We start from the raw sequence: 19,165 nt of genomic DNA, 5'->3' as shown, positions 1-19,165 counted from the left end.
CTTATGAAAGGGTATAGTTTAGGATTATATGAAAAGTCTATGCCAAGCTATTTGACCTGGGAAGAAAAGTTAAATTGTGCAAAAGAGTGTGGCTTTGATACTGTTGAAATAAGCATAGATGAAACTGAGGAAAAGTTATCTAGATTATATATGTCTAAAGGTGATAGAAAAGCCATTGTTGAATTGATGTTTAAGTGCGGTGTTGAAATCAGAACTATGTGTTTAAGTGGACATAGGAAATATCCTTTAGGAAGTATGAGTGAAGAAATAAGAATTAAAGGTATGGATATAATGAAAAGAGCTATTGAATTGGCTGATGATTTAGGTGTTAAAATAATTCAATTAGCTGGATATGATGTTTACTATGAAGAAGGTAATGAAGTAACAAGAAAGTATTTTGAAGAAAATTTAAGAAAGGCAGTTGAAATGGCTGCCAGCAAGGGAGTAATTCTTGCTTTTGAAACAATGGAAACTGAATTCATGAATACAGTTGAAAAGGCTATGGAATTTGTAAAAATAGTTGATTCACCTTATCTTCAAATATACCCTGATTGCGGAAATGTTACTAATGCAACTTTGGAAAAGGGAAGTAGTGCCACAGAAGATTTTGATAAAGGTAAAGGGCATATTGCAGCAGTTCACTTAAAAGAAACTGTTCCAGGAAAATTTAGAGAAATCACATTTGGTACTGGGCATGTTAATTTTGAAGAAATAATTAAGAAATCATGGGAACTTGGTGTAAGAAAGTTCACAGCAGAATTTTGGTATACAGGAAATGAAGATTGGAAAGAAGTAATTAGAGATACAAAAATATTTATAGATGAGAAGTTTAAGAAAGCTTTAGCTTAAGTTCATATTTCTTTAGAATATAAATTAAAGTTTTACAAAAATATTCATTATTTTAACTTTGAATTTATTTAGAATTTTAGAACTTAAAAGATATAGATTGGTTGGTGAAAAAATGAATAAGCAAAAATTAATTTCTTTATCAAAAGAAATTAAAAAAAATATTATTGAAATGATATATGAGGCAAAGTCAGGACATCCAGGTGGTTCTTTATCTTGTGCAGATATAATAACTTATTTATATTATGAAACAATGAAGGTAAGTGTTGAAAATCCTAAAGATCCTAATAGAGATAGATTTGTTTTGAGTAAGGGACATGCAGCTCCAGCTCTTTATTCTGTTTTAGCAGAAAAGGGATACTTTCCAAAAGAAGAATTAAAACATTTAAGAAAAATAGGAGCGCTTCTTCAAGGACATCCAGATTCTAAGCATGTACCAGGAGTTGATGTTTCTACAGGATCACTTGGACAAGGTATATCAAATGCAGTTGGTATGGCCTTAGGTCTTAGAAATCAAAAAAATAACGCAAAGATATATGTTATTTTAGGGGATGGAGAGCTTCAAGAGGGATTGGTTTGGGAAGCTTCAATGGCAGCAGCTCATTATAAATTAAATAATTTAGTTGCAATTATAGATTACAATGGTCTCCAAATAGATGGAAAAAATGAAGAAGTAATGGGCGTTGCACCAGTAGATAAAAAATTTGAAAGCTTTGGCTGGAATGTAATTTACTGTGAAGATGGAAATGATTTTGATAAAATAGATCAAGCCTTTTTAAGTATTGATGATACACAAGAAAAGCCAACAGTAATAATTGCTAAAACAGTAAAAGGTAGTGGTGTTAGTTTTATGGAAGATAAAGCTGAATGGCATGGTCAAGCACCTAATGAAGAAGAAAAAGAAAAAGCTATAAAAGATATTATGAATTAGTGTGTTTTTAGGAGGATTAATTAAATGGGAAAAGCTACAAGAGAATCATATGGTATGGCTTTAGTTGAACTAGGACGTGAAAATGAAAAAGTTGTTGTATTAGATGCTGACCTTTCTAAATCAACTAAAACAAATGGTTTTAAATCAGAATTTAAAGATAGATTTTTTAATTCAGGAATTGCTGAACAAAATCTAATGGGTATGGCAGCAGGGTTTGCTAATGTTGGGAATATACCTTTTGCAAGTACCTTTGCTGTATTTGCAACAGGAAGAGCTTTTGAAATAATAAGAAATTCAATTTGTTATCCTAAAATGAATGTAAAAATAGCAGCAACTCATGCGGGAATAACTGTTGGTGAAGATGGTGGATCTCATGAATCAGTTGAAGATATTGCTTTAATGAATTCACTACCAAATATGACTGTAATTGTTCCAGCAGATCATAGAGAAGCAATGGCAGCAACAAAAGCAGCAGCAGAATTTGAAGGTCCTGTTTACTTGAGATTTGGAAGATGCAATACTGAAGATATCTTTGATGATACGTATAAGTTTGAAATAGGTAAAGGAGTCCAAATAAGAGATGGTAATGATATAGCAATAATTGCAACGGGAATGATGGTTCAAAAAGCTATTGATGCTTCAAAGGAATTAGAAACTCAAGGAATTAGTGCAAGGGTTATAAATATTTCAACAATAAAGCCAATAGATAGAGCTTTAATAATTAAAGCTGCTAAAGAAACTAAAGGTATAGTCACAGCAGAAGAACATTCAATAATAGGAGGACTTGGAGCTATGGTTTCACAAGTTGTATGCAGTGAATGTCCTACTATTATAAAGATGATTGGGATAAAAGATACCTTTGGAGAGTCAGGGACTCCAAATGAGTTGATGGAAAAATATAAATTAACAAGTAAAGCTATTATAGAAGAAGTTAATGCTATATTGAAGAAATAGAAAAAATCAAGAGGTGTACAAGCAAGTGCATTAGATATTTAGGGAGCGTGATTATTAATGAAAATGTTCGTAGATACAGCAAATATTGAAGAGATTAAAAAAGCTAATGATTTAGGAGTAATTTGTGGTGTTACAACTAATCCATCACTTATTGCAAAAGAAGGTAGAGATTTTAAAGAAGTAATTAATGAGATTACCAGCATAGTAGATGGTCCTATAAGTGGAGAAGTTATTTCTATGAAAAGTGAAGAAATGGTGGTTGAAGCTCGTGAAATAGCTAAAATGCATAAAAATATGGTAGTTAAAATTCCAATGTGTGAAGAAGGGTTAAAGACTGTAAGTATTCTTCATAAAGAAGGAATAAAAACAAATGTAACTCTTATTTTTTCAGCAGTTCAAGCTTTGCTTGCAGCAAGAGCAGGGGCTACATATGTAAGTCCATTTTTAGGTAGATTAGATGATATTGGAAGTACTGGTATGATATTAATTGAAGATATTGCAGATGTTTTTGCGGTTCATGGAATAGAAACAGAAATAATTGCAGCAAGTGTTAGAAATCCAATTCATGTATTAGATTGCGCTAAGGCTGGAGCTAATATTGCTACAATCCCTTATAGTGTAATAGTACAAATGATAAAACATCCACTTACAGATGCTGGTATTGAAAAGTTCTTGGCTGACTATGATAAAGCATTTAATAAGTAATTAAATTAGGAAGATAAAGATATAAAAAGCGAGAATTAGACTTATGCAACAATTACCGAAATCAGATCCATTTATCTTCCACAGGACTAGTGAAATTTTCGCTGGAAGGTTCTAAGTGGAAGGTTGCACCCACTTCTGCATGTTCCTAAAGTAAATTTATGACAAGCAGAAAGTGGAACAACCCTCCACTAATAACTTTCATCAGCTCAATTTCACATGCCTGCTTCCAGAAAAATGTATCTAATTTCTAGTGTAGTGTTACGACTATAATTTCTCAATGATGCATGTATATTCCATTTATAAGTTTGATTATTAATTTGGATATCTATAATCTTTGAGATATAAACTAATATTTAAAGAGCTATCTTAATGGTAAAAATCCGTTATTGATAGCTCTATTTTTCTTGTACAGGAAATTATAGGATTTCAGAAACTTGAGATTCTGATTAAATATAGGGTTATCATAGATGAAGGGTGAATAATTCATTTAATAAATTTGAGTGTATAATAATTTGAATGTTGCAAAAAATATTATAGAGTTTATTTTAAATGCTAATGAGTATAAATGCTAAATTAAAGTATGTAGAATTGTAATTTAATACGAAAGAAGAGGATATGATTGTATAGAAAATTAAAGCTACTCGTTATATTAGTAATGTTTATGACTACTATTTCATCTTTTATGGTGAAAAAAAATGTTGAAGCTCAAAGTGTAGAAGAGAATATTGCACATCTTGTTTTAGATACATCAACTGAAGGAGAGACTATTCCAAAGGAATTTCGTAAGACATCGGATTTAACAAGTATAAAAGATAATAAAAATATAAATTTAAAAGGTTTAGATAAATTAAATATTTCTGGAAGTCAGCAGTTTTCAGAATTTAATCTTCCCACATTAATAAAATCAATTGGAACCTCCATGCCTATAACAGATATAGATTTAAGACAAGAATCTCACGGCTTTATCAATGGATTGCCAGTGAGCTGGGCAAATTCAAAAAATAATGCTAATGAAGGATTAACTAGGGAACAGGTATTAGAAGATGAGGCTAGTAAGCTTAAGAGTATTAAGATTGGATCACCGATTACTTTTTATAATAAACCTAAAGAAACAGTAATAGTAACAAAAGTTGAAGATGAAAATGACATTGTTAAGTCAAATTCTGTAGCATACAAAAGAATACCAGTTAGAGATGGTGGAATACCTTCAGATGAAATGGTTGATTATTTTATAGACTTTATAAAGAATCAAGAAGATAATTCATGGCTGCACTTTCATTGCAAAGCAGGATTTGGAAGAACTACGACTTTTATGATTATGTACGATATGATTAAAAATTGTAAAGAGGTTAGTATAGAGGACATAATTAATAGACAGATGGCATTGGCAGCTTTTAATGAAGAAAATATTAAATCTTTTCAAAATAAGGAAAGAATGGATTTTTTGAAGAAATTTTATGACTACTGCAAAGAAAATAGTGATTTGTTTGGTAGAAAATGGAGAGGATGGAAGACGGCCTCTACTACAGATAATGGAGTGATGTTTCAAGCTTTTAAAGTACCAAGGATAAATTCTCCTTATATAAGAAATAAAATCATTCCAAATTTTCTTTATGTTATCTCATTAGATTCTATGTCATCAAGTGAAAGAACAATGGTTGCCAGCCTTCAAGGGTTGGTAAATAACCATTGTTCTTTTCAAATATATACTTTAACTTCTTCAGAACCAGATTATAAAATATGGTTGAACGATTTGAAAAAAAACAATAATATCCAGTGCAAAATAATATCGGATCCCTGGCAGCTAGTAGAGATTTACAAGGATTATATAGATGGATATGTACTTTATAGCAATAAGTCACCCAAAGACCCATCTATTAATAATGCTTGTACTTTTGCATCTTTAAATAAAGCTATAGTGATTGAAGAAAGTATAGAAGCTAAAGTAAAGAAAATGGGCATAGGATTTAAAGAAGATTGCAGGAATACAGGTGAAAGCTGGGCTTATGATAATCTGTGGAATAAAGGATTAAATCATTTAACGGTAATAGAACTTTCACCTGACAAAGATGCTGCTTTAAGAGATTATGCAATAATGAGCAAGTCATTAATATTTTATGAAGATAGTATAAACAAAACAGTGCTTAGAGATAAGGTATTTTCTTCAATGGATAAAGGTTTTACTTGTTTAGGGTGGGGGCCTGATGAGTTTATTAATGTAAGTGTAGCATCTAAGCATGGCGTTAGTGTAGTTGCAGCAGATTGGGCCTATAATTTAACTACTTTAAGCTCTTTTCCAACATCAAGAAGTTTGAAAAAATATCCATTAGGAACACCTAAAGAAGAAGATGTTCATTATGTGACTTTTATTATGTCTGATGGCGATAATCTACAATGGAATCTTGGAAATAACTATAGTTCTACCAAATGGTTTGGTAATATAAATAGAGACAAACTTTCTTTAGGGTGGTCAATGACTCCAGCCTTATATTATTTAGCGCCAACGGTCTTTAATATATATTATAAGAGTATAAGCAATGAGAAGACCTATAATAATTTTATTGTGCCACCTTCAGGAAATGGTTATATGTATCCAAGTAAATTTGATATTAAGAAATTAAGTGAATACATTAATACTTTAAATGAGTATATGAAAATAGTAGATGAAAAATATCTTGAGGTTATAGATAATTATGCTTTTTACAATACTGAAATTTGGAATAGATTCACTGAAAAATCTAATATTCAAGGTTTATTTTATCTTGATTATACAAGGCATGATAATTTCGGCGGGAAAATTATATGGTCAAACAATAAACCAATAGTCTCCTGTAGAGATCTACTTTGGAATTCTATTGAAGATGAAGACGAACTTGTAAATAAAATAAATGCTAGAGTCAAGTCTGGTGAAACTAATATACATACTTCAGAAGCGTATACTTTTGTTTATATTCATGTGTGGAGCAAAGATGTTAATAATGTAGAAACAGTTATAAATAAGCTAAAAGAAAATCCGAAGGTAAGAATAACAACTCCTGAAGTATTTATGGAACTAATTAGGAACAATATTACACCTCAAATTGTGAATTAAAGCGTTGCGTGGTCACTTTATTCTTATTTTAAATTAGTACTTTTGAATTGATAGCAAATCATCTATACTTCTAGTCATATACTTATAAGAATCATAGACGCCTTGGTTATAAAATTCTATTGCTAGCTCATCTATAATAAAATCTAAAATTTTGCTTGAAGCTAAATCGCCTATTTCTTCTTCTCTTTCAGTTGAAAAATACTCTTTAATAGAAGTAATCATATCTTCACGTTGTTCTTTGGTTATTTTGATTTTATTTTTATCACTCATTTAAACACTCCTTTGTAAAAAATTTAATTCATTCTAATCATATATTAGGTTAATAGACTATGCAAATCTTTTTAGTGTTAAAGAAGAGCTTATAGTTAATTGGATTATAAACTTAATATTTCCTAAAAGATAAAATAATTGACTATTTGGAATGAAAGTAATACTAATATGGTATTACTTAAGGGGGAATTTGTATGGCAAGCAGTAAAAATATTTTTAAAGAAAATTCAAAGAATAATTTCAATAAACAAGCTGAAATTTATGATGAAAGTGGTGATGGAAAGTTTGTTGCGCCGATGTATGGAGAAATTATTAGTAGGATTATCAGTGAAAAACCAAAGAGATTATTAGATCTTGGATGTGGAACTGGGAATGTACTTAAGAGACTTAAAGAGAATAAAGAAATTGTTTTAAGTGGATTGGATCTTTCAGGAAATATGATTGAAATAGCAAAGAAAAATGTTGGAGATAGAGCAGAGTTAAAAGTTGGAGATGCAGAATATATCCCTTGGAATGACGATACCTTTGATGTGATTGTGTGTAATGCATCATTTCACCATTATCCAAACCCGGAAAAGGTTTTACTTGAAATGAAAAGAGTATTAAAGAAAAATGGAGCATTAGTTATTGGGGATCCAACATGTCCAATAATGATAAGACAAATTTTAAATATATTTTGTAAATTATCTGATAATGGTGATTATAGAATCTATTCTAAAAAAGAAATAGAAGAAATGTTATTAAGATGTGGTTTTGAACCAAGTGATTTTAAAATGATTAATTGGAAGAGCTTTGCAATTAATGCTAAAATAGTAGGGTAAGATTATATAAGCTTTGGAGTGAAAATATGGATAAAGAATGCAAAAGACAAGTAGATGAATTAAATAAGTTATGGCATGTTATGCTTACAGAACCTAAATATAATGAGATAGAGAAAAAATATGAAAATCTTCAAGAGTTAAGTACAACTGAAATAAGTGTTATTAGAATTATTTCTGAGAAAGAAGATGTTATAATAAAGGATATTGTAGATACGTTAAGGCTTCCTAAAAGTACATTAACTAGTATAATTGATAGACTTGAGAAGCGCAATTTTATTGTTAGAGCTATTAGTGATAGAGATAGGAGATCCTATAAACTAGAACTTACTGAAAAGGGAAGGAAAGTTCAAGATGAACATATGAAATTTGAAGATGAAGTTTATGGAACAATAATACTGGCTTTAGATACTTTTGAAGAAAGAGAAGAACTTTTAAAACTTATAAGAAAGATAAGTATAAATATTTCAAAAAAATAGGTAGTAATTCTGCCTATTTTTTATATTGCAAAAAATTATATGATTTCAGAAACTTGAGAGGCTGATGAAATCTAGGGGGAAGATGAATGGTGAATGGTTACTTATTCATTTTTTTAGAATTTTAGTATTGAATTAATAAAATATTAAGTATATAATAAATGTCAGCATACGAACAATAAGTGTAAGAAACATTCGCATAAGGAGGATTAATATGAAAAAAATAATGTTACTTTGTTTAGTTACGGCAATGATGCTAAGCGGATGCGGCTCAGTTAGCAATGGAAACGGCAATGTACAAGCTGTTGATACTGCAACAAAGCAAGCTAAAAATAAATACATAATGGCAGGAAAAATTGATTCCAATGATGAGGTTAATATAGCGTCAAAAATTTCTGCAAGAGTATCAGAGGTATTAGTTGACATTGGTTCAAAAGTAAATCAAGGAGATGCTGTAATAAAATTAGATACAAAAGATTTACAAGCACAAGTTGATCAAGCTCAAGCAGCAGTAAATACTGCAAAGGCTAATTTAGCTAATGCAATGAATAGTACACGTCCTGAACAAATTGCTCAAGCTCAAGCGTCCCTAGATAGTGCAACTGAAAGTTATGAGGTCGCAAATAAAAATTATGAACGTACAAAAGCTTTAGTTGATTCAGGAGCAAATACTCAGCAACAATTAGAAGCTGCTCATCAGCAGCTTGTCGCAGCAGAAGCACAAAAAAAATCAGCAGATGAGCAATTAAATATGCTTAAAAAAGGTGCAACAGAAACAAGCATTGATGTTTATAAAGCTCAAGTTGAACAAGCGGAAGCAGCTTTAAAAACTGCACAGACAGCCTTAAGTAATGGAGTTATTGCTTCTCCAATTTCAGGAGTAGTAAATGCTAAGAGTATTAATGTTGGTGAAATGGCTTCACCAGGGGTAACTTTAGCGTCAATATCTAATGCAGATGCTTTATATGTAAATGCTTATGCTCCATTAGATATTGTAGGCAAACTTAAAGAAGATCAAGATGTTGTTGTTAAAGTGGCAGAAGTTGAAGATACAGAATTTGAAGGAAAAATAACAGTGATTAATACTAAAATAAATTCTCAAAGTAGAAATGTTTTAGTTAAAGTAGCGTTAATAGATCCAAAATCAGAGTTAAAACCTGGAATGTTGGCAGAAGTTGGATTAAAGGAATAAGAGAAGAGGTGAGTTAAGATGAAGGAAAAACGTAAATTATTAATTATTGGAATTTTAGCAACAATTGTGATAGCATTAAGTGGTATAGTATTCTATTACTGGTATGAAAATACATATTATGTTTCAACTGATGACGCAAGAGTTAGTGCTGATTTAGTTAGCGTGACGCCTCAAATTACAGGAAAATTGTTAGAACTTAATGTTGCAGAAGGTGATACAGTATCTAAAAATGAAATATTGGCACGTCAAGATGTAAATGGTCTTGCGGATACTAATGTTGAACAATCTTTGATGAGATCGCCAATCGATGGTGTGGTTATAAAAAAACAAGGAACTGTTGGAGAGCTTATATCAGCTGGTCAAAGTGTAATTACATTAATAGATCCTAGTAAACTATATGTTACCGCAGATATTGAGGAAACAAAACTTGGAAAAGTGAAAGTTGGACAACCTGTTGAAATTACTATCGATCAATATGATTCGCAAAAGTTTACAGGAAAAGTTAAATCTATTGGAGAAGTTGCAAATTCAGCTTTATCCATTTTACCATCATCAACAAGTGGGACATTTACAAAAGTAGTTCAAAGAATATCAGTAAAAATTGAACTTGATGATTTTAATAATAAAATTCTTCCAGGAACTAATGCAGTTGTTAAGATCCATGTTAAGTAATGAGGTGGTAATATGGAAGAGAATAATAAAGGATTATTAAATAGCTGGTTAGCATTAGGTGTAGTTGTAATAGGTACTTTCATGTCTATACTAGACAGTAGTATAGTTAATATTGCTCTTCCTAAGATGATGTCTGTTTTTGGAATGCCTTTAGATGATGCTAAGTGGATTATAACGGCTTATTCATTAACACTTGGAGCTATTATCCCATTGACAGGATTTCTTCAGGATACTTTTGGATCTAAAAAAATATATATGTTTGCGTTAGGGATGTTTTCAATAGGGTCATTATTGTGTGGTTTTGCATGGAGTGGTGGAACTATGATAGCCTTTCGTGTACTTCAAGCCCTTGGCGGTGGTATGATAATGCCAGTAGGAATGTCCATCATATATAGCTTGTTCCCTAGAGAAAAAATAGGACTTGCCCTTGGCTATTGGGGAATAGCAGCTATGGCTGCGCCTGCTATAGGGCCAACACTTGGAGGCTTTATTATTGAAAAGATGGATTGGAGAATGATTTTTAATGTAAATGTTCCTATAGGGGTAGTTGGAGTAATAATGGCAGGATTTTTATTAAAGGATTCGAAAAGAAAGCCTATTAAATCCTTTGATATAATAGGATTTTTATCTTGTACAATTGGACTAGTAAGTGTATTATATGTGCTTGGGGAAGGTTCTTCAATCGATTGGAGCAAGCTGGAAAATCCAATATTAATGACACTTGGAATATTGAGTCTTATATTATTTGTAGTAAATGAGCTTACACATCCAAATCCGTTATTAGATTTGCGAGTTCTGAAGTTGTTTGATTTTAGTATAAGTCTAATTATAACTAGTGTCTTAACTTTAGCACTTATGGGGTCTTCATATATATTACCAATGTTTTTGCAAAATATAAGAGGATATACTGCTATAGAAACAGGAATAATTATGTTACCTTCTGCCTTAGTAATGGGAATTTTAATGCCTATAAGTGGGAAAATGTTTGATAAGATGGGTGCGAAACCTCTTGTAATACCTGGACTCACAATATTGGGTATTAGTTCTTATGAACTTGCACATACTATAAATATGAATACAAGTAAAGAATATATAATATTAGTTACCTGTATTAGATCAATCGGACTCGGCCTTGCTATGATGCCAATTAGTACAGCAGGGATGAATGCTGTAAAAACAGAACTAGTTTCAAGAGCGTCAGCTCTTAATAATACCATTAGGCAAGTAGCAGGTGCGTTAGCTGTAACTATAATGTCCACAATAATGCAAAGCAGAAGTGATTATAATTATGCTAAATTGGCAGAACAAATAAATGTTTACAATAAGGCATCAAATGATATGTTAAGTTCGCTGATACAAAGATACATGCATTCTGGTATGTCTCAGAGCATGGCTAAAGTTTCAGCATCATCTTATTTGGTTCAAATTATAAAAGGTCAAGCAACTTTAGATGGAATGGAATATGCTGTTATGGTAACGGTAGTAGCAGTAATAGCAGCTTTGATTTTAACTTTCTTTATGAGAACTAAAAGAATCTAGAGAATTTAAGTAGGAAGGTGAACATAATGAATTTTAAAGAAGATTTACCTAATACAAATGATGAAATGGTTCAAGAAGAAGCGGATGAAATAATTGAAATATTTAAAAGCATTAGAAGGGCAGTTAGCTGTAAATATGAAAAAATTGCAAAGGAATATGGTTATACACCGCAACAGTTAGGTGTTATATTTCATTTGTATAAAATGCCTTCAATAACTCTAAATGAATTAAGTGAGCATATGAGTTTAACTAAAAGTACTGTTTCAGGAATAGTAGATCGTTTAGCAAAACAAGGTGTTGTAAACAGGGAAGTGCCAGAAGATAATCGTAGAACTGTAAAATTATCAATTTCTGAAGAATTTAAAAAGAATAATGATATATGTTTAATAAAGAAAAAATTTCTTGGAGAATTTATATCTAATGCAATAAAGAAGACAGATAAAGAAGAAGTTGAAAAAATTATATATGGACTTAGACAGTTTAGTAAATTATTAAGTGAAGAAGAATAAAAAATTAAATCCCTTACATCACATTAAATTATTGTGATGTAGGGGATTTAATATTAATTAAGATTTATATTGAGGTTCTTGTTCTTCAATATATTTTTGTCTTCCTTTTAAAAGTTCCAATGAACAATCAAGTTGTTCTGCAATCATCTTAAAATCTTGCTTTGCCTGTTGATCTTCAGTCTCTAAAGAGAAAGTTTTCATTGTAGCAGCTGCACTTTGAATTCCAGCAATTGCTTTTTGCATTTGAGTTCCAACTGTCATAATTATCACCTCCTTTCAAATAATCACGAAGTGATTTTATCATCTGTTTAAATTGTTAATTTGAAATCAGCCTTTAGGTTTAAATATCATTGCAGACATAAAACCAAATACTATTGCAGCAGAGACACCAGCACTTACTGTCTTTAAAACACCTGTGAATATACCAATAAAGCCAGTTTCCTGGGCGTCAGCTAAAGCAGCTGTTACAAGAGTATTTCCAAAACTGCTTATAGGAATAAATGCACCTGCACCAGCAAATTTGACTAAAGGATCATAAAGTCCAAAGCCACCAAGTATAGCTCCAATTACAACTAGTGTGCAAGTTGTATGAGCAGGAGTAATCTTAAGTGTATCCATTATAAGTTGACCTATAACACAAATTAAGCCACCTATTACAAATGCAAAAATAAATTTTTCCATAAATAACTTACACCGTCCTTTTACATTTCGATTGAAACAGCATGAGCAACGCAAGGTATACTTTCTTTTTGTTGAAAAGAAATAGGAGACATTAAAGCACCTGTTGCAACAACTAAAATTTTTTTTAATTCTCCTTTTCTCATTCGATTAAGAAAATGACCATAAGTTACAGTGGCAGAGCAGCCACAACCACTTCCACCAGAAAAAGCTGGCTGGTCTTTTTTATAAATTAAAAGCCCACAATCTGTAAATATATGTTGTGGCATAGCTATACCATGTTTATCAAATAATGCATTAGCTAGTTCGTGTCCTACCTTTCCTAAATCACCTGTAGCAATAAGATCATAATAGGAAGCATCAATATTCAAATCTCTAAAATGAGCTTCAATGGTATCTACTGCACAGGGAGCCATAGCTGCTCCTACATTAAAAGGATCAGAAATTCCCATATCTATTACTTTTCCTATGGTTGCAGAAGTGACTTTAGGTCCACCTCCACGTCTTCCGAGCAATACTGCACCAGCTCCAGTTACTGTCCATTGCGCAGTAGGTGGCTTTTGAACACCATAATCAGTAGGGTATCTAAATTGTTTTTCAGCGGCTGCATTATGACTGCATGCAGAAGCTAAAACATATTTAGCAGCTTTACTATCAATTAATTGTGCTGCTAAAGATAATCCTTCCATAGAACTTGAACAGGCACCAAATATGCCTAAGTATGGTATTCCTAATGTTCTCGCAGCAAAACTGCTAGAAATTATTTGATTCATTAAATCTCCACTTAAAAAGAAGTTAATATCTTCTTTTTTTACCTTTGATTTTTGTATTGCTCTTTGACAAGCGTGCTCAAGTAGAGTTTTTTCCGCTTTTTCATAGCTATCTTGACCTAGCCATAAATCTTCATGAAGAATATCAAAATCATCAGCTAATGCGCCTTCAGCTTCAAAAGGACCTCCAACAGCAGCAGAGGATAATATTGCAGGTTTAGATTCAAAAATCCAGGATTGATGACCTTTAAGCATTTTACATCGCCCCCAACCATGTTATTATCAATTTTATTGTAGCAACTACAAAGGCAGAAAATACTCCATAAACAATAATTGCACCAGCAAGTTGAAACATATTTCCAGCTACGCCAAGTACAAAACCTTCGCTTTTATGTTCAATTGAGGCTGAAGCTATAGAATTAGCAAAACCTGTGATTGGTACAGCAGAGCCAGCTCCTGCCCATTGAGCAAGATGATCATAAACTCCAAGTCCTGTAAGTAAAGCAGCAGTAAATATTAAAACTAGTGAAGTTGGACCAACTGAAGATTTCTCATCAAAATTAAAATAAGTTATAAAGACCCATTGTAGAAATTGTCCAATGGTACATATAAGACCACCAATGAGAAATGCTCTTATGCAGTTAGTTAGAATTGGACGCTTGGGCTCTATTGAAGTAACTAATTGGTTATATTGAAGCTGAGTTGTAGTTAATTTTTTATTTTTCATATTGGACATTTATATCACCTTCTAACGTAATAAGTATGGTTCTAAATTTTTTATAACATTCTCTAATTTTTGTGCATTTTGTAAATACATTGTTTTTGCCGGTTTATCATCTGTATCTAGAGAAAAAGTAATAAGATCAGCATGAGCTTTTTGAAGACTTGCATAAAGCATTTCTTTAACTTGAGTTTTAGGAATTTGTATCATATCATCAAAAAGATCTACATATAAATCACCAGAAGAATCTACCTGACCAAGAAAAACATTCTCAAGAGCAATGCCTTTGTTCTCTAATTGGGTGTTAAGCCAGCCATGATTTAATCCAGCATTAACAAGACCCTCATTTAAAATATTTCCATCTAAGATTACAGTTTGAGGTTCAGCTGTAGATGAAACATTTTTCCCTAAATCATGAGGTGTAACTGGTTTTTTATCAGCTTTAAAACTTACACTTATATCTCCGCTTGTTTCCATTAAAGCAAATTCAACGTCAGCTAAATTAAAAGCTTTTTTTGACCGCATTTCCTGGAGAAATTCCTGCCCTGTAATTCTTTCCTTAGATAAATTATCTTCTAATATTTTTCCACTTTTAACTAATACACGTTCTTTACCATGTATTAGATTGTATACCCATTTACTTTTCATTGATGCAAAATCTAAAAGCATGGGCATTAATGCCCAAACAACTAATGTAGTTAGTGCAAAGTAAACATTGTTAACGGTATTTAATGAAATTAGTGTAATTATAATGGCTATAACTGCGTAAGAAATAAAATCAAAGGGAGTAGCCCTAGATAAAGTTTTTTTCTTCATATACCTTGAAATAATAAGGGCAAGAAAAAATAAAATAATTGAATTAAATAAAAATATTAACCAAGTACTCATATTCCACCTCACTTAGTTACCTTTATATTGGGGTTCTTGAAATTCTATGAAGCCCAATCTTTTTTCTAAATCTATTTTAATTTGGCTTAATTCGTCATAAGCTTCTGTATAAGCTGCTTTAGCATTTTTATCACGTTCCTGAAGGGAGTACATTCTTAAAGTAGCCTCAGAACCTTTCAAGGTGGCTAATGTTTGTTTTACCTTTGAACCAACAGTCATATAAAAATCTCCTTTGTATATAAAATGTTTACTAAGATACTTTAACCAATAAGGCTAAATTTAATTCACATTATTTTAAGAATAAGATAGTAGAAAAAATGTCTAGGTGAATTTTATAAAAGAAATAAATAATTATTTAATTAAAATATGAATAAGTATGCAATAATAATGAATATAGTGTATAATAATAATAAAATACGAGAAGAAGAGGAAAGTATTATGAATATAATTGCATATGAATATATAGATTATAAAAGTGAAAAATTTAAAGAAGCAATAGAGTTAAGATTTAATGTACTATTTAAGCCCTATGGCAAAATAGACAAATATGATTATGATGAATTTGATAAGATTAGTTTGCACTTAGCAGTGTTGAAGGACAATGAAGTTATAGCATATTCCCGTATGACGAACTTAAATGGTGAGGGTAAAATTACTAATGTAGTTGTTGGATATGAGTATACAAAACAAGGCATTGGAGTTGAAATGTTAAAAATGCATATAGAAGAGGCTAGGAAACAAGGTATTAATAATCTGAGTTTAAATGCAAGAATAGATACGGTAGGTTTTTATAAGAAAGTTGGATTTAATTGCATAGAGGATACTTTTATATCTGAAAAAAGTGGATTAACATTACAAGTAATGAATTATAACTTAAAGTTATAATTCATTACTTGTATGCATTTAGAAAAGTTTTGAGTAATAAAATTATAAATCAACGTGATGAAATATTGTATTAAAAGCGTATTTCGTATTATTTTTTTATAATTAATAGAGATAATTAAGATAACATTTATAATATAATCTTTATCAACTTAGTCAATTGACTCATTTGTTGGGTAATTATTATAAAACTTTTTGTAAAAGTTTTCAATAATGATTTGAATTTATTAACAAAATGTTAACAAATTTGAAACGATATCAGGGGAAAATTTGGTTTGAATTAAAATTTATTGTGATTTATTATAAATATATAAAGAAAAAAGAAAAGGAGATATGATAACTATGATGAATATTATTAGAGAATTATTTAGTTCAAGAAATTTAAAAAGGGCGGGAATAAATATGTTATTTAGCAATCCAAATTTAGCAGCAGCTGATTATGCTAGATTAAGTGAATCACTTAAAATGTTTGATAATGAAGCAAATCAAGTAAATAAAGCAGGAATGAAAACAAAAAAAGTTTCATATGCTATGTAAATAAAGCTTTACCAAGCTTTTTTACATAAAGTTATAAAGAAATATTTTGAAATTTAGATGGCACTATATTAAATAGTCGCTTTTTTTTTGCTCAAAAATGGCATATTATGCATACGTTTTATGTGTCGGTAAAATAAATGAAGAAGATTTAAATGACGTATCAGATCATAAAGTGACTATTCTTAATAGATTAATTATATTATAATTATGTGATAAAATACTTAATAAATATGATTAAGGTAGGGGTAATTAAGTGATGAAATCAAATCTTAACAAGGAAAATATAGTTACCTATAATATAATGGTTAAGCAAAAAGAAGAAATACATTTTCACCAAGACGTTGAATTAATTTATGTATTGGAAGGTGAAATGGAGCTTAAAGTTGAAGCGGATATATTTAAATTAAAGCAGGATGACTTTGTCGTTGTAAATCCTAATAAGAAACATAGTTATAAATGTTCAGAAGATATACTAATGGCAAGTTTTCATATTTCCTTTCAAAGATTAAGCAGTTTTCTTGAAAATAACTTGATATTATTTTGGTGTAATTCAACCATAGACAAAGATTATTCCTATGACGAGGTTAGAAAAATATTAAAATTAATATTCAATCATTATTTAAATAGGAAGGGCAAAGAAGACTTTTATGAATATAGCTTGTTTTATCAGTTAGTAAATCTATTAACCAATAACTTTTTAATTAATAATGCAGATGAGCGTTTTCATGATAAAGAAAATAAATATGATGATAGAATCAATGAAATTACTAACTATATAAGAGGCAATTATAATAAGCCAATAAGTCTTAATGACTTGGCCAATCAGCTACATCTATCTAATGCCTATTTATCTAGATATTTAAAGAAACACTTAGGCATGAACTTTATAGATTATTTGAATAATGTTAGGTTGCATTATGCTTTAGAAGATTTATTGTATACTGAGGCTACAATCACTAGAGCGGCATTAGATAATGGCTTTGCAAATACAGCAGTATTTAATAAATTGTTTAAAGCAACCTACAATATGACTCCATCTGCATATTTGAAGAAAGTAAAGAAAAGCATATATGAAAATGTTGAAGAAGTCGAATCAAATGAAGATATCATATTGGATAGATTAGATAATCATTTTGAAGAAATGAGTAAATTTGAAAATAATACTGATTTGGTAAACGATAATCAATATATAATAGTTGATGCAAGAGATAAAAAAGATTATATAAAAAATTGGAATAAAGTAATCAATGTGGGAGCAGCAAGTGATTTGCTTCAATCAGATATACAGGAACACGTAAAAATGTTAAGAAATGAATTGAAGTTTGAATATGTGAGATTTTGGAGTATATTTGGTCATGATATGTATGTTGGCGTATCTAATCCAGATGGGAAATATAACTTTGATAAAATAGATAGAGTTTTGGATTTTCTTTTAGACAATAAAATAAAGCCATTCATTGAACTAGGTCAAAAGCCTAAAAGACTTGATAGAACAGTAAGGGAAGCAGTTATTTTTGAAGAGGAGCAACAATTATTTAATAATATAAAGCAGTGGAAAAATGTAATGAGGGCTTTTTCTATGCATATTGTTAAAAGATATGGCCTTGAAGAGACTCAAAATTGGTGTTTTGAAATCTGGAGACCTGAAACTGAAGATATGGAGGTAGACTATCTCAATATTTTTAATGTTGGATATGGTGAATTAAAAAAATATATCCCTAACTGTAAAGTTGGAGGAGCAGGTTTTCGTGGAGATTATGGCTTAAAACAATTGATGGAAAACATTATTCAGTGGAAAGAACAAATTATTCAGCCAGATTTTTTATCCTTCTATTTATACCCTTATATAGTCATTAAAGAAAAAGGAGATAAATATTCAAAGAGGTCTACAGATAAAGATTATGTTTTAAATCAGATAAAGCTTATTAAAGAAACTTTAAAAGATATAAAATGGGCGGTTAAAGAATTATATATTACTGAATGGAATAGCACTATATCTAATCGTAATTATACAAATGATAGCTGCTATAAAGGTGCTTATATAATTAAGAACATTATTGATAATATAAATGAAGTAGATGTTCTTAGCTATTGGATTGGATCGGATTTGTTTTCTCAATTTTATGATTCTCATGTTTTATTAAATGGTGGTGCAGGATTGCTTTCTAAAAATAGCATTAAAAAGCCTGCTTACTATGCAATAGAATTTATGAATAAAATTGGTGGAAAGATTATAGATAAAGGTGAAAATTATATCATAACTGCTAATAATCATAATGGATATTATATAGTATGTCATAATTACAAACATTTCAACTATTATTATTATTTAAAACCAGAAGATGAAATAAAGCCAAGAGAACAGGGAAAAATATTTAATGATTATGATAATTTACGTTTGAATTTTCAACTTAAGAACTTGTTAAATGGTCAATATAATGTAAAAACTTATTCTATAAATAGAGAGCGTGGAAGTGTTTTAGATGAATGGATGAGGATGGATGAAATTGGTGATTTAGATAAAGATGAAATCGATTATTTAAAGAGAATTTCAACTCCAAGGTTAACTATAAAGCGATGTGATGTTGAAGAGGAAATTTTAAATTTAGAAGTTGCTTTAGCACCACATGAATTTGATATTATACATATATGCTATGGGGATAAGACTTTGTGATAAATTTTAGAA

21 protein-coding genes are annotated in these 19,165 nt (G+C 30.4%); 14 read left to right on the top strand and 7 right to left on the bottom strand.

Going from position 1 to position 19,165, the window contains the following annotated elements:
* Positions 1–3 precede the first annotated feature (3 nt).
* From L3B98_RS09390 to L3B98_RS09370, 5 genes are all read left to right on the top strand, one after another.
* Positions 4–849 carry an L-ribulose-5-phosphate 3-epimerase gene (locus tag L3B98_RS09390; protein WP_015394411.1) on the top strand — a complete coding sequence of 282 codons (846 nt, stop codon included), beginning with the start codon at positions 4–6 and terminating at the stop codon, positions 847–849.
* Between the two features lie 112 nt (positions 850–961).
* Positions 962–1,777, top strand: coding sequence for a transketolase (locus L3B98_RS09385; protein WP_017810426.1), 816 nt, complete (start codon positions 962–964; stop codon positions 1,775–1,777).
* Positions 1,778–1,801: 24 nt separating this feature from the next.
* Positions 1,802–2,731: a transketolase family protein gene (locus tag L3B98_RS09380; RefSeq protein ID WP_077365311.1), complete on the top strand. Its 930-nt coding sequence runs from the start codon at positions 1,802–1,804 to the stop codon at positions 2,729–2,731.
* Positions 2,732–2,788: 57 nt separating this feature from the next.
* Positions 2,789–3,436, top strand: coding sequence for a fructose-6-phosphate aldolase (gene fsa, locus L3B98_RS09375; protein ID WP_238916437.1), 648 nt, complete (start codon positions 2,789–2,791; stop codon positions 3,434–3,436).
* Between the two features lie 619 nt (positions 3,437–4,055).
* Positions 4,056–6,527 carry a GxGYxYP domain-containing protein gene (locus tag L3B98_RS09370; RefSeq protein WP_238916436.1) on the top strand — a complete coding sequence of 824 codons (2,472 nt, stop codon included), beginning with the start codon at positions 4,056–4,058 and terminating at the stop codon, positions 6,525–6,527.
* A 33-nt stretch (positions 6,528–6,560) separates the two neighbouring features.
* Here L3B98_RS09370 and L3B98_RS09365 read toward each other — a convergent pair whose 3' ends face one another.
* Positions 6,561–6,797, bottom strand: a complete 237-nt coding sequence (locus L3B98_RS09365; protein ID WP_015394406.1) for a DUF2164 domain-containing protein — start codon at positions 6,795–6,797, stop codon at positions 6,561–6,563.
* A 194-nt stretch (positions 6,798–6,991) separates the two neighbouring features.
* Here L3B98_RS09365 and L3B98_RS09360 point away from each other — a divergent pair, with 194 nt between their 5' ends.
* From L3B98_RS09360 to L3B98_RS09335, 6 genes are all read left to right on the top strand, one after another.
* Positions 6,992–7,618: a class I SAM-dependent methyltransferase gene (locus L3B98_RS09360; RefSeq protein WP_238916435.1), complete on the top strand. Its 627-nt coding sequence runs from the start codon at positions 6,992–6,994 to the stop codon at positions 7,616–7,618.
* Between the two features lie 26 nt (positions 7,619–7,644).
* On the top strand, positions 7,645–8,094 hold the full coding sequence (locus L3B98_RS09355; protein WP_238916434.1) for a MarR family transcriptional regulator: 450 nt from the start codon (positions 7,645–7,647) through the stop codon (positions 8,092–8,094).
* 211 nt (positions 8,095–8,305) lie between these two features.
* Entirely contained in the window at positions 8,306–9,283 is a 978-nt protein-coding gene (locus L3B98_RS09350; protein WP_238916433.1) for an HlyD family secretion protein, read from the top strand.
* An 18-nt stretch (positions 9,284–9,301) separates the two neighbouring features.
* A complete protein-coding gene (locus L3B98_RS09345; protein WP_238916432.1) occupies positions 9,302–9,955 on the top strand; it encodes an efflux RND transporter periplasmic adaptor subunit in 654 nt (217 codons plus the stop codon).
* Between the two features lie 12 nt (positions 9,956–9,967).
* Positions 9,968–11,494 (top strand): DHA2 family efflux MFS transporter permease subunit, encoded by a 1,527-nt coding sequence (locus tag L3B98_RS09340; protein ID WP_238916431.1) that lies wholly within the window; start codon positions 9,968–9,970, stop codon positions 11,492–11,494.
* Between the two features lie 26 nt (positions 11,495–11,520).
* Positions 11,521–12,003 carry a MarR family transcriptional regulator gene (locus L3B98_RS09335; protein WP_077365293.1) on the top strand — a complete coding sequence of 161 codons (483 nt, stop codon included), beginning with the start codon at positions 11,521–11,523 and terminating at the stop codon, positions 12,001–12,003.
* Between the two features lie 57 nt (positions 12,004–12,060).
* On the opposite strand, the gene L3B98_RS09330 is transcribed toward L3B98_RS09335, so the two are convergent.
* From L3B98_RS09330 to L3B98_RS09305, 6 genes are all read right to left on the bottom strand, one after another.
* Entirely contained in the window at positions 12,061–12,264 is a 204-nt protein-coding gene (locus tag L3B98_RS09330) for a DUF1657 domain-containing protein (RefSeq protein WP_015394399.1), read from the bottom strand.
* Between the two features lie 66 nt (positions 12,265–12,330).
* A complete protein-coding gene (gene spoVAE / locus L3B98_RS09325) occupies positions 12,331–12,684 on the bottom strand; it encodes a stage V sporulation protein AE (RefSeq protein WP_015394398.1) in 354 nt (117 codons plus the stop codon).
* Between the two features lie 20 nt (positions 12,685–12,704).
* On the bottom strand, positions 12,705–13,706 hold the full coding sequence (gene spoVAD, locus L3B98_RS09320) for a stage V sporulation protein AD (protein WP_077365290.1): 1,002 nt from the start codon (positions 13,704–13,706) through the stop codon (positions 12,705–12,707).
* 1 nt (position 13,707) lies between these two features.
* The gene (spoVAC, locus tag L3B98_RS09315) at positions 13,708–14,187 is read right to left on the bottom strand and encodes a stage V sporulation protein AC (RefSeq protein ID WP_238916430.1); all 480 of its coding nucleotides are present in this window, start codon (positions 14,185–14,187) and stop codon (positions 13,708–13,710) included.
* A 12-nt stretch (positions 14,188–14,199) separates the two neighbouring features.
* Entirely contained in the window at positions 14,200–15,060 is an 861-nt protein-coding gene (locus L3B98_RS09310) for a DUF421 domain-containing protein (protein WP_015394395.1), read from the bottom strand.
* Positions 15,061–15,072: 12 nt separating this feature from the next.
* On the bottom strand, positions 15,073–15,279 hold the full coding sequence (locus L3B98_RS09305; protein WP_015394394.1) for a DUF1657 domain-containing protein: 207 nt from the start codon (positions 15,277–15,279) through the stop codon (positions 15,073–15,075).
* Between the two features lie 219 nt (positions 15,280–15,498).
* Here L3B98_RS09305 and L3B98_RS09300 point away from each other — a divergent pair, with 219 nt between their 5' ends.
* The 3 genes from L3B98_RS09300 (at position 15,499) to L3B98_RS09290 (ending at position 19,153) form a co-directional block, all read left to right on the top strand.
* Positions 15,499–15,945: a GNAT family N-acetyltransferase gene (locus L3B98_RS09300; RefSeq protein WP_238916585.1), complete on the top strand. Its 447-nt coding sequence runs from the start codon at positions 15,499–15,501 to the stop codon at positions 15,943–15,945.
* 339 nt (positions 15,946–16,284) lie between these two features.
* Complete coding sequence (locus L3B98_RS09295; RefSeq protein WP_238916429.1) at positions 16,285–16,479, top strand: hypothetical protein; 195 nt, start codon at positions 16,285–16,287, stop codon at positions 16,477–16,479.
* A 256-nt stretch (positions 16,480–16,735) separates the two neighbouring features.
* Positions 16,736–19,153: a helix-turn-helix domain-containing protein gene (locus L3B98_RS09290; protein ID WP_238916584.1), complete on the top strand. Its 2,418-nt coding sequence runs from the start codon at positions 16,736–16,738 to the stop codon at positions 19,151–19,153.
* The last annotated feature ends 12 nt before the right edge of the window (positions 19,154–19,165 follow it).

The organism is Clostridium sp. YIM B02555 (assembly GCF_022320955.1).
In the GTDB taxonomy this organism is placed as follows: Bacteria; Bacillota; Clostridia; order Clostridiales; family Clostridiaceae; genus Clostridium; species Clostridium saccharoperbutylacetonicum.
The sequence above is the reverse complement of the archived record's forward strand: the minus strand, read 5'-3'. Positions and strand labels throughout refer to the sequence as shown.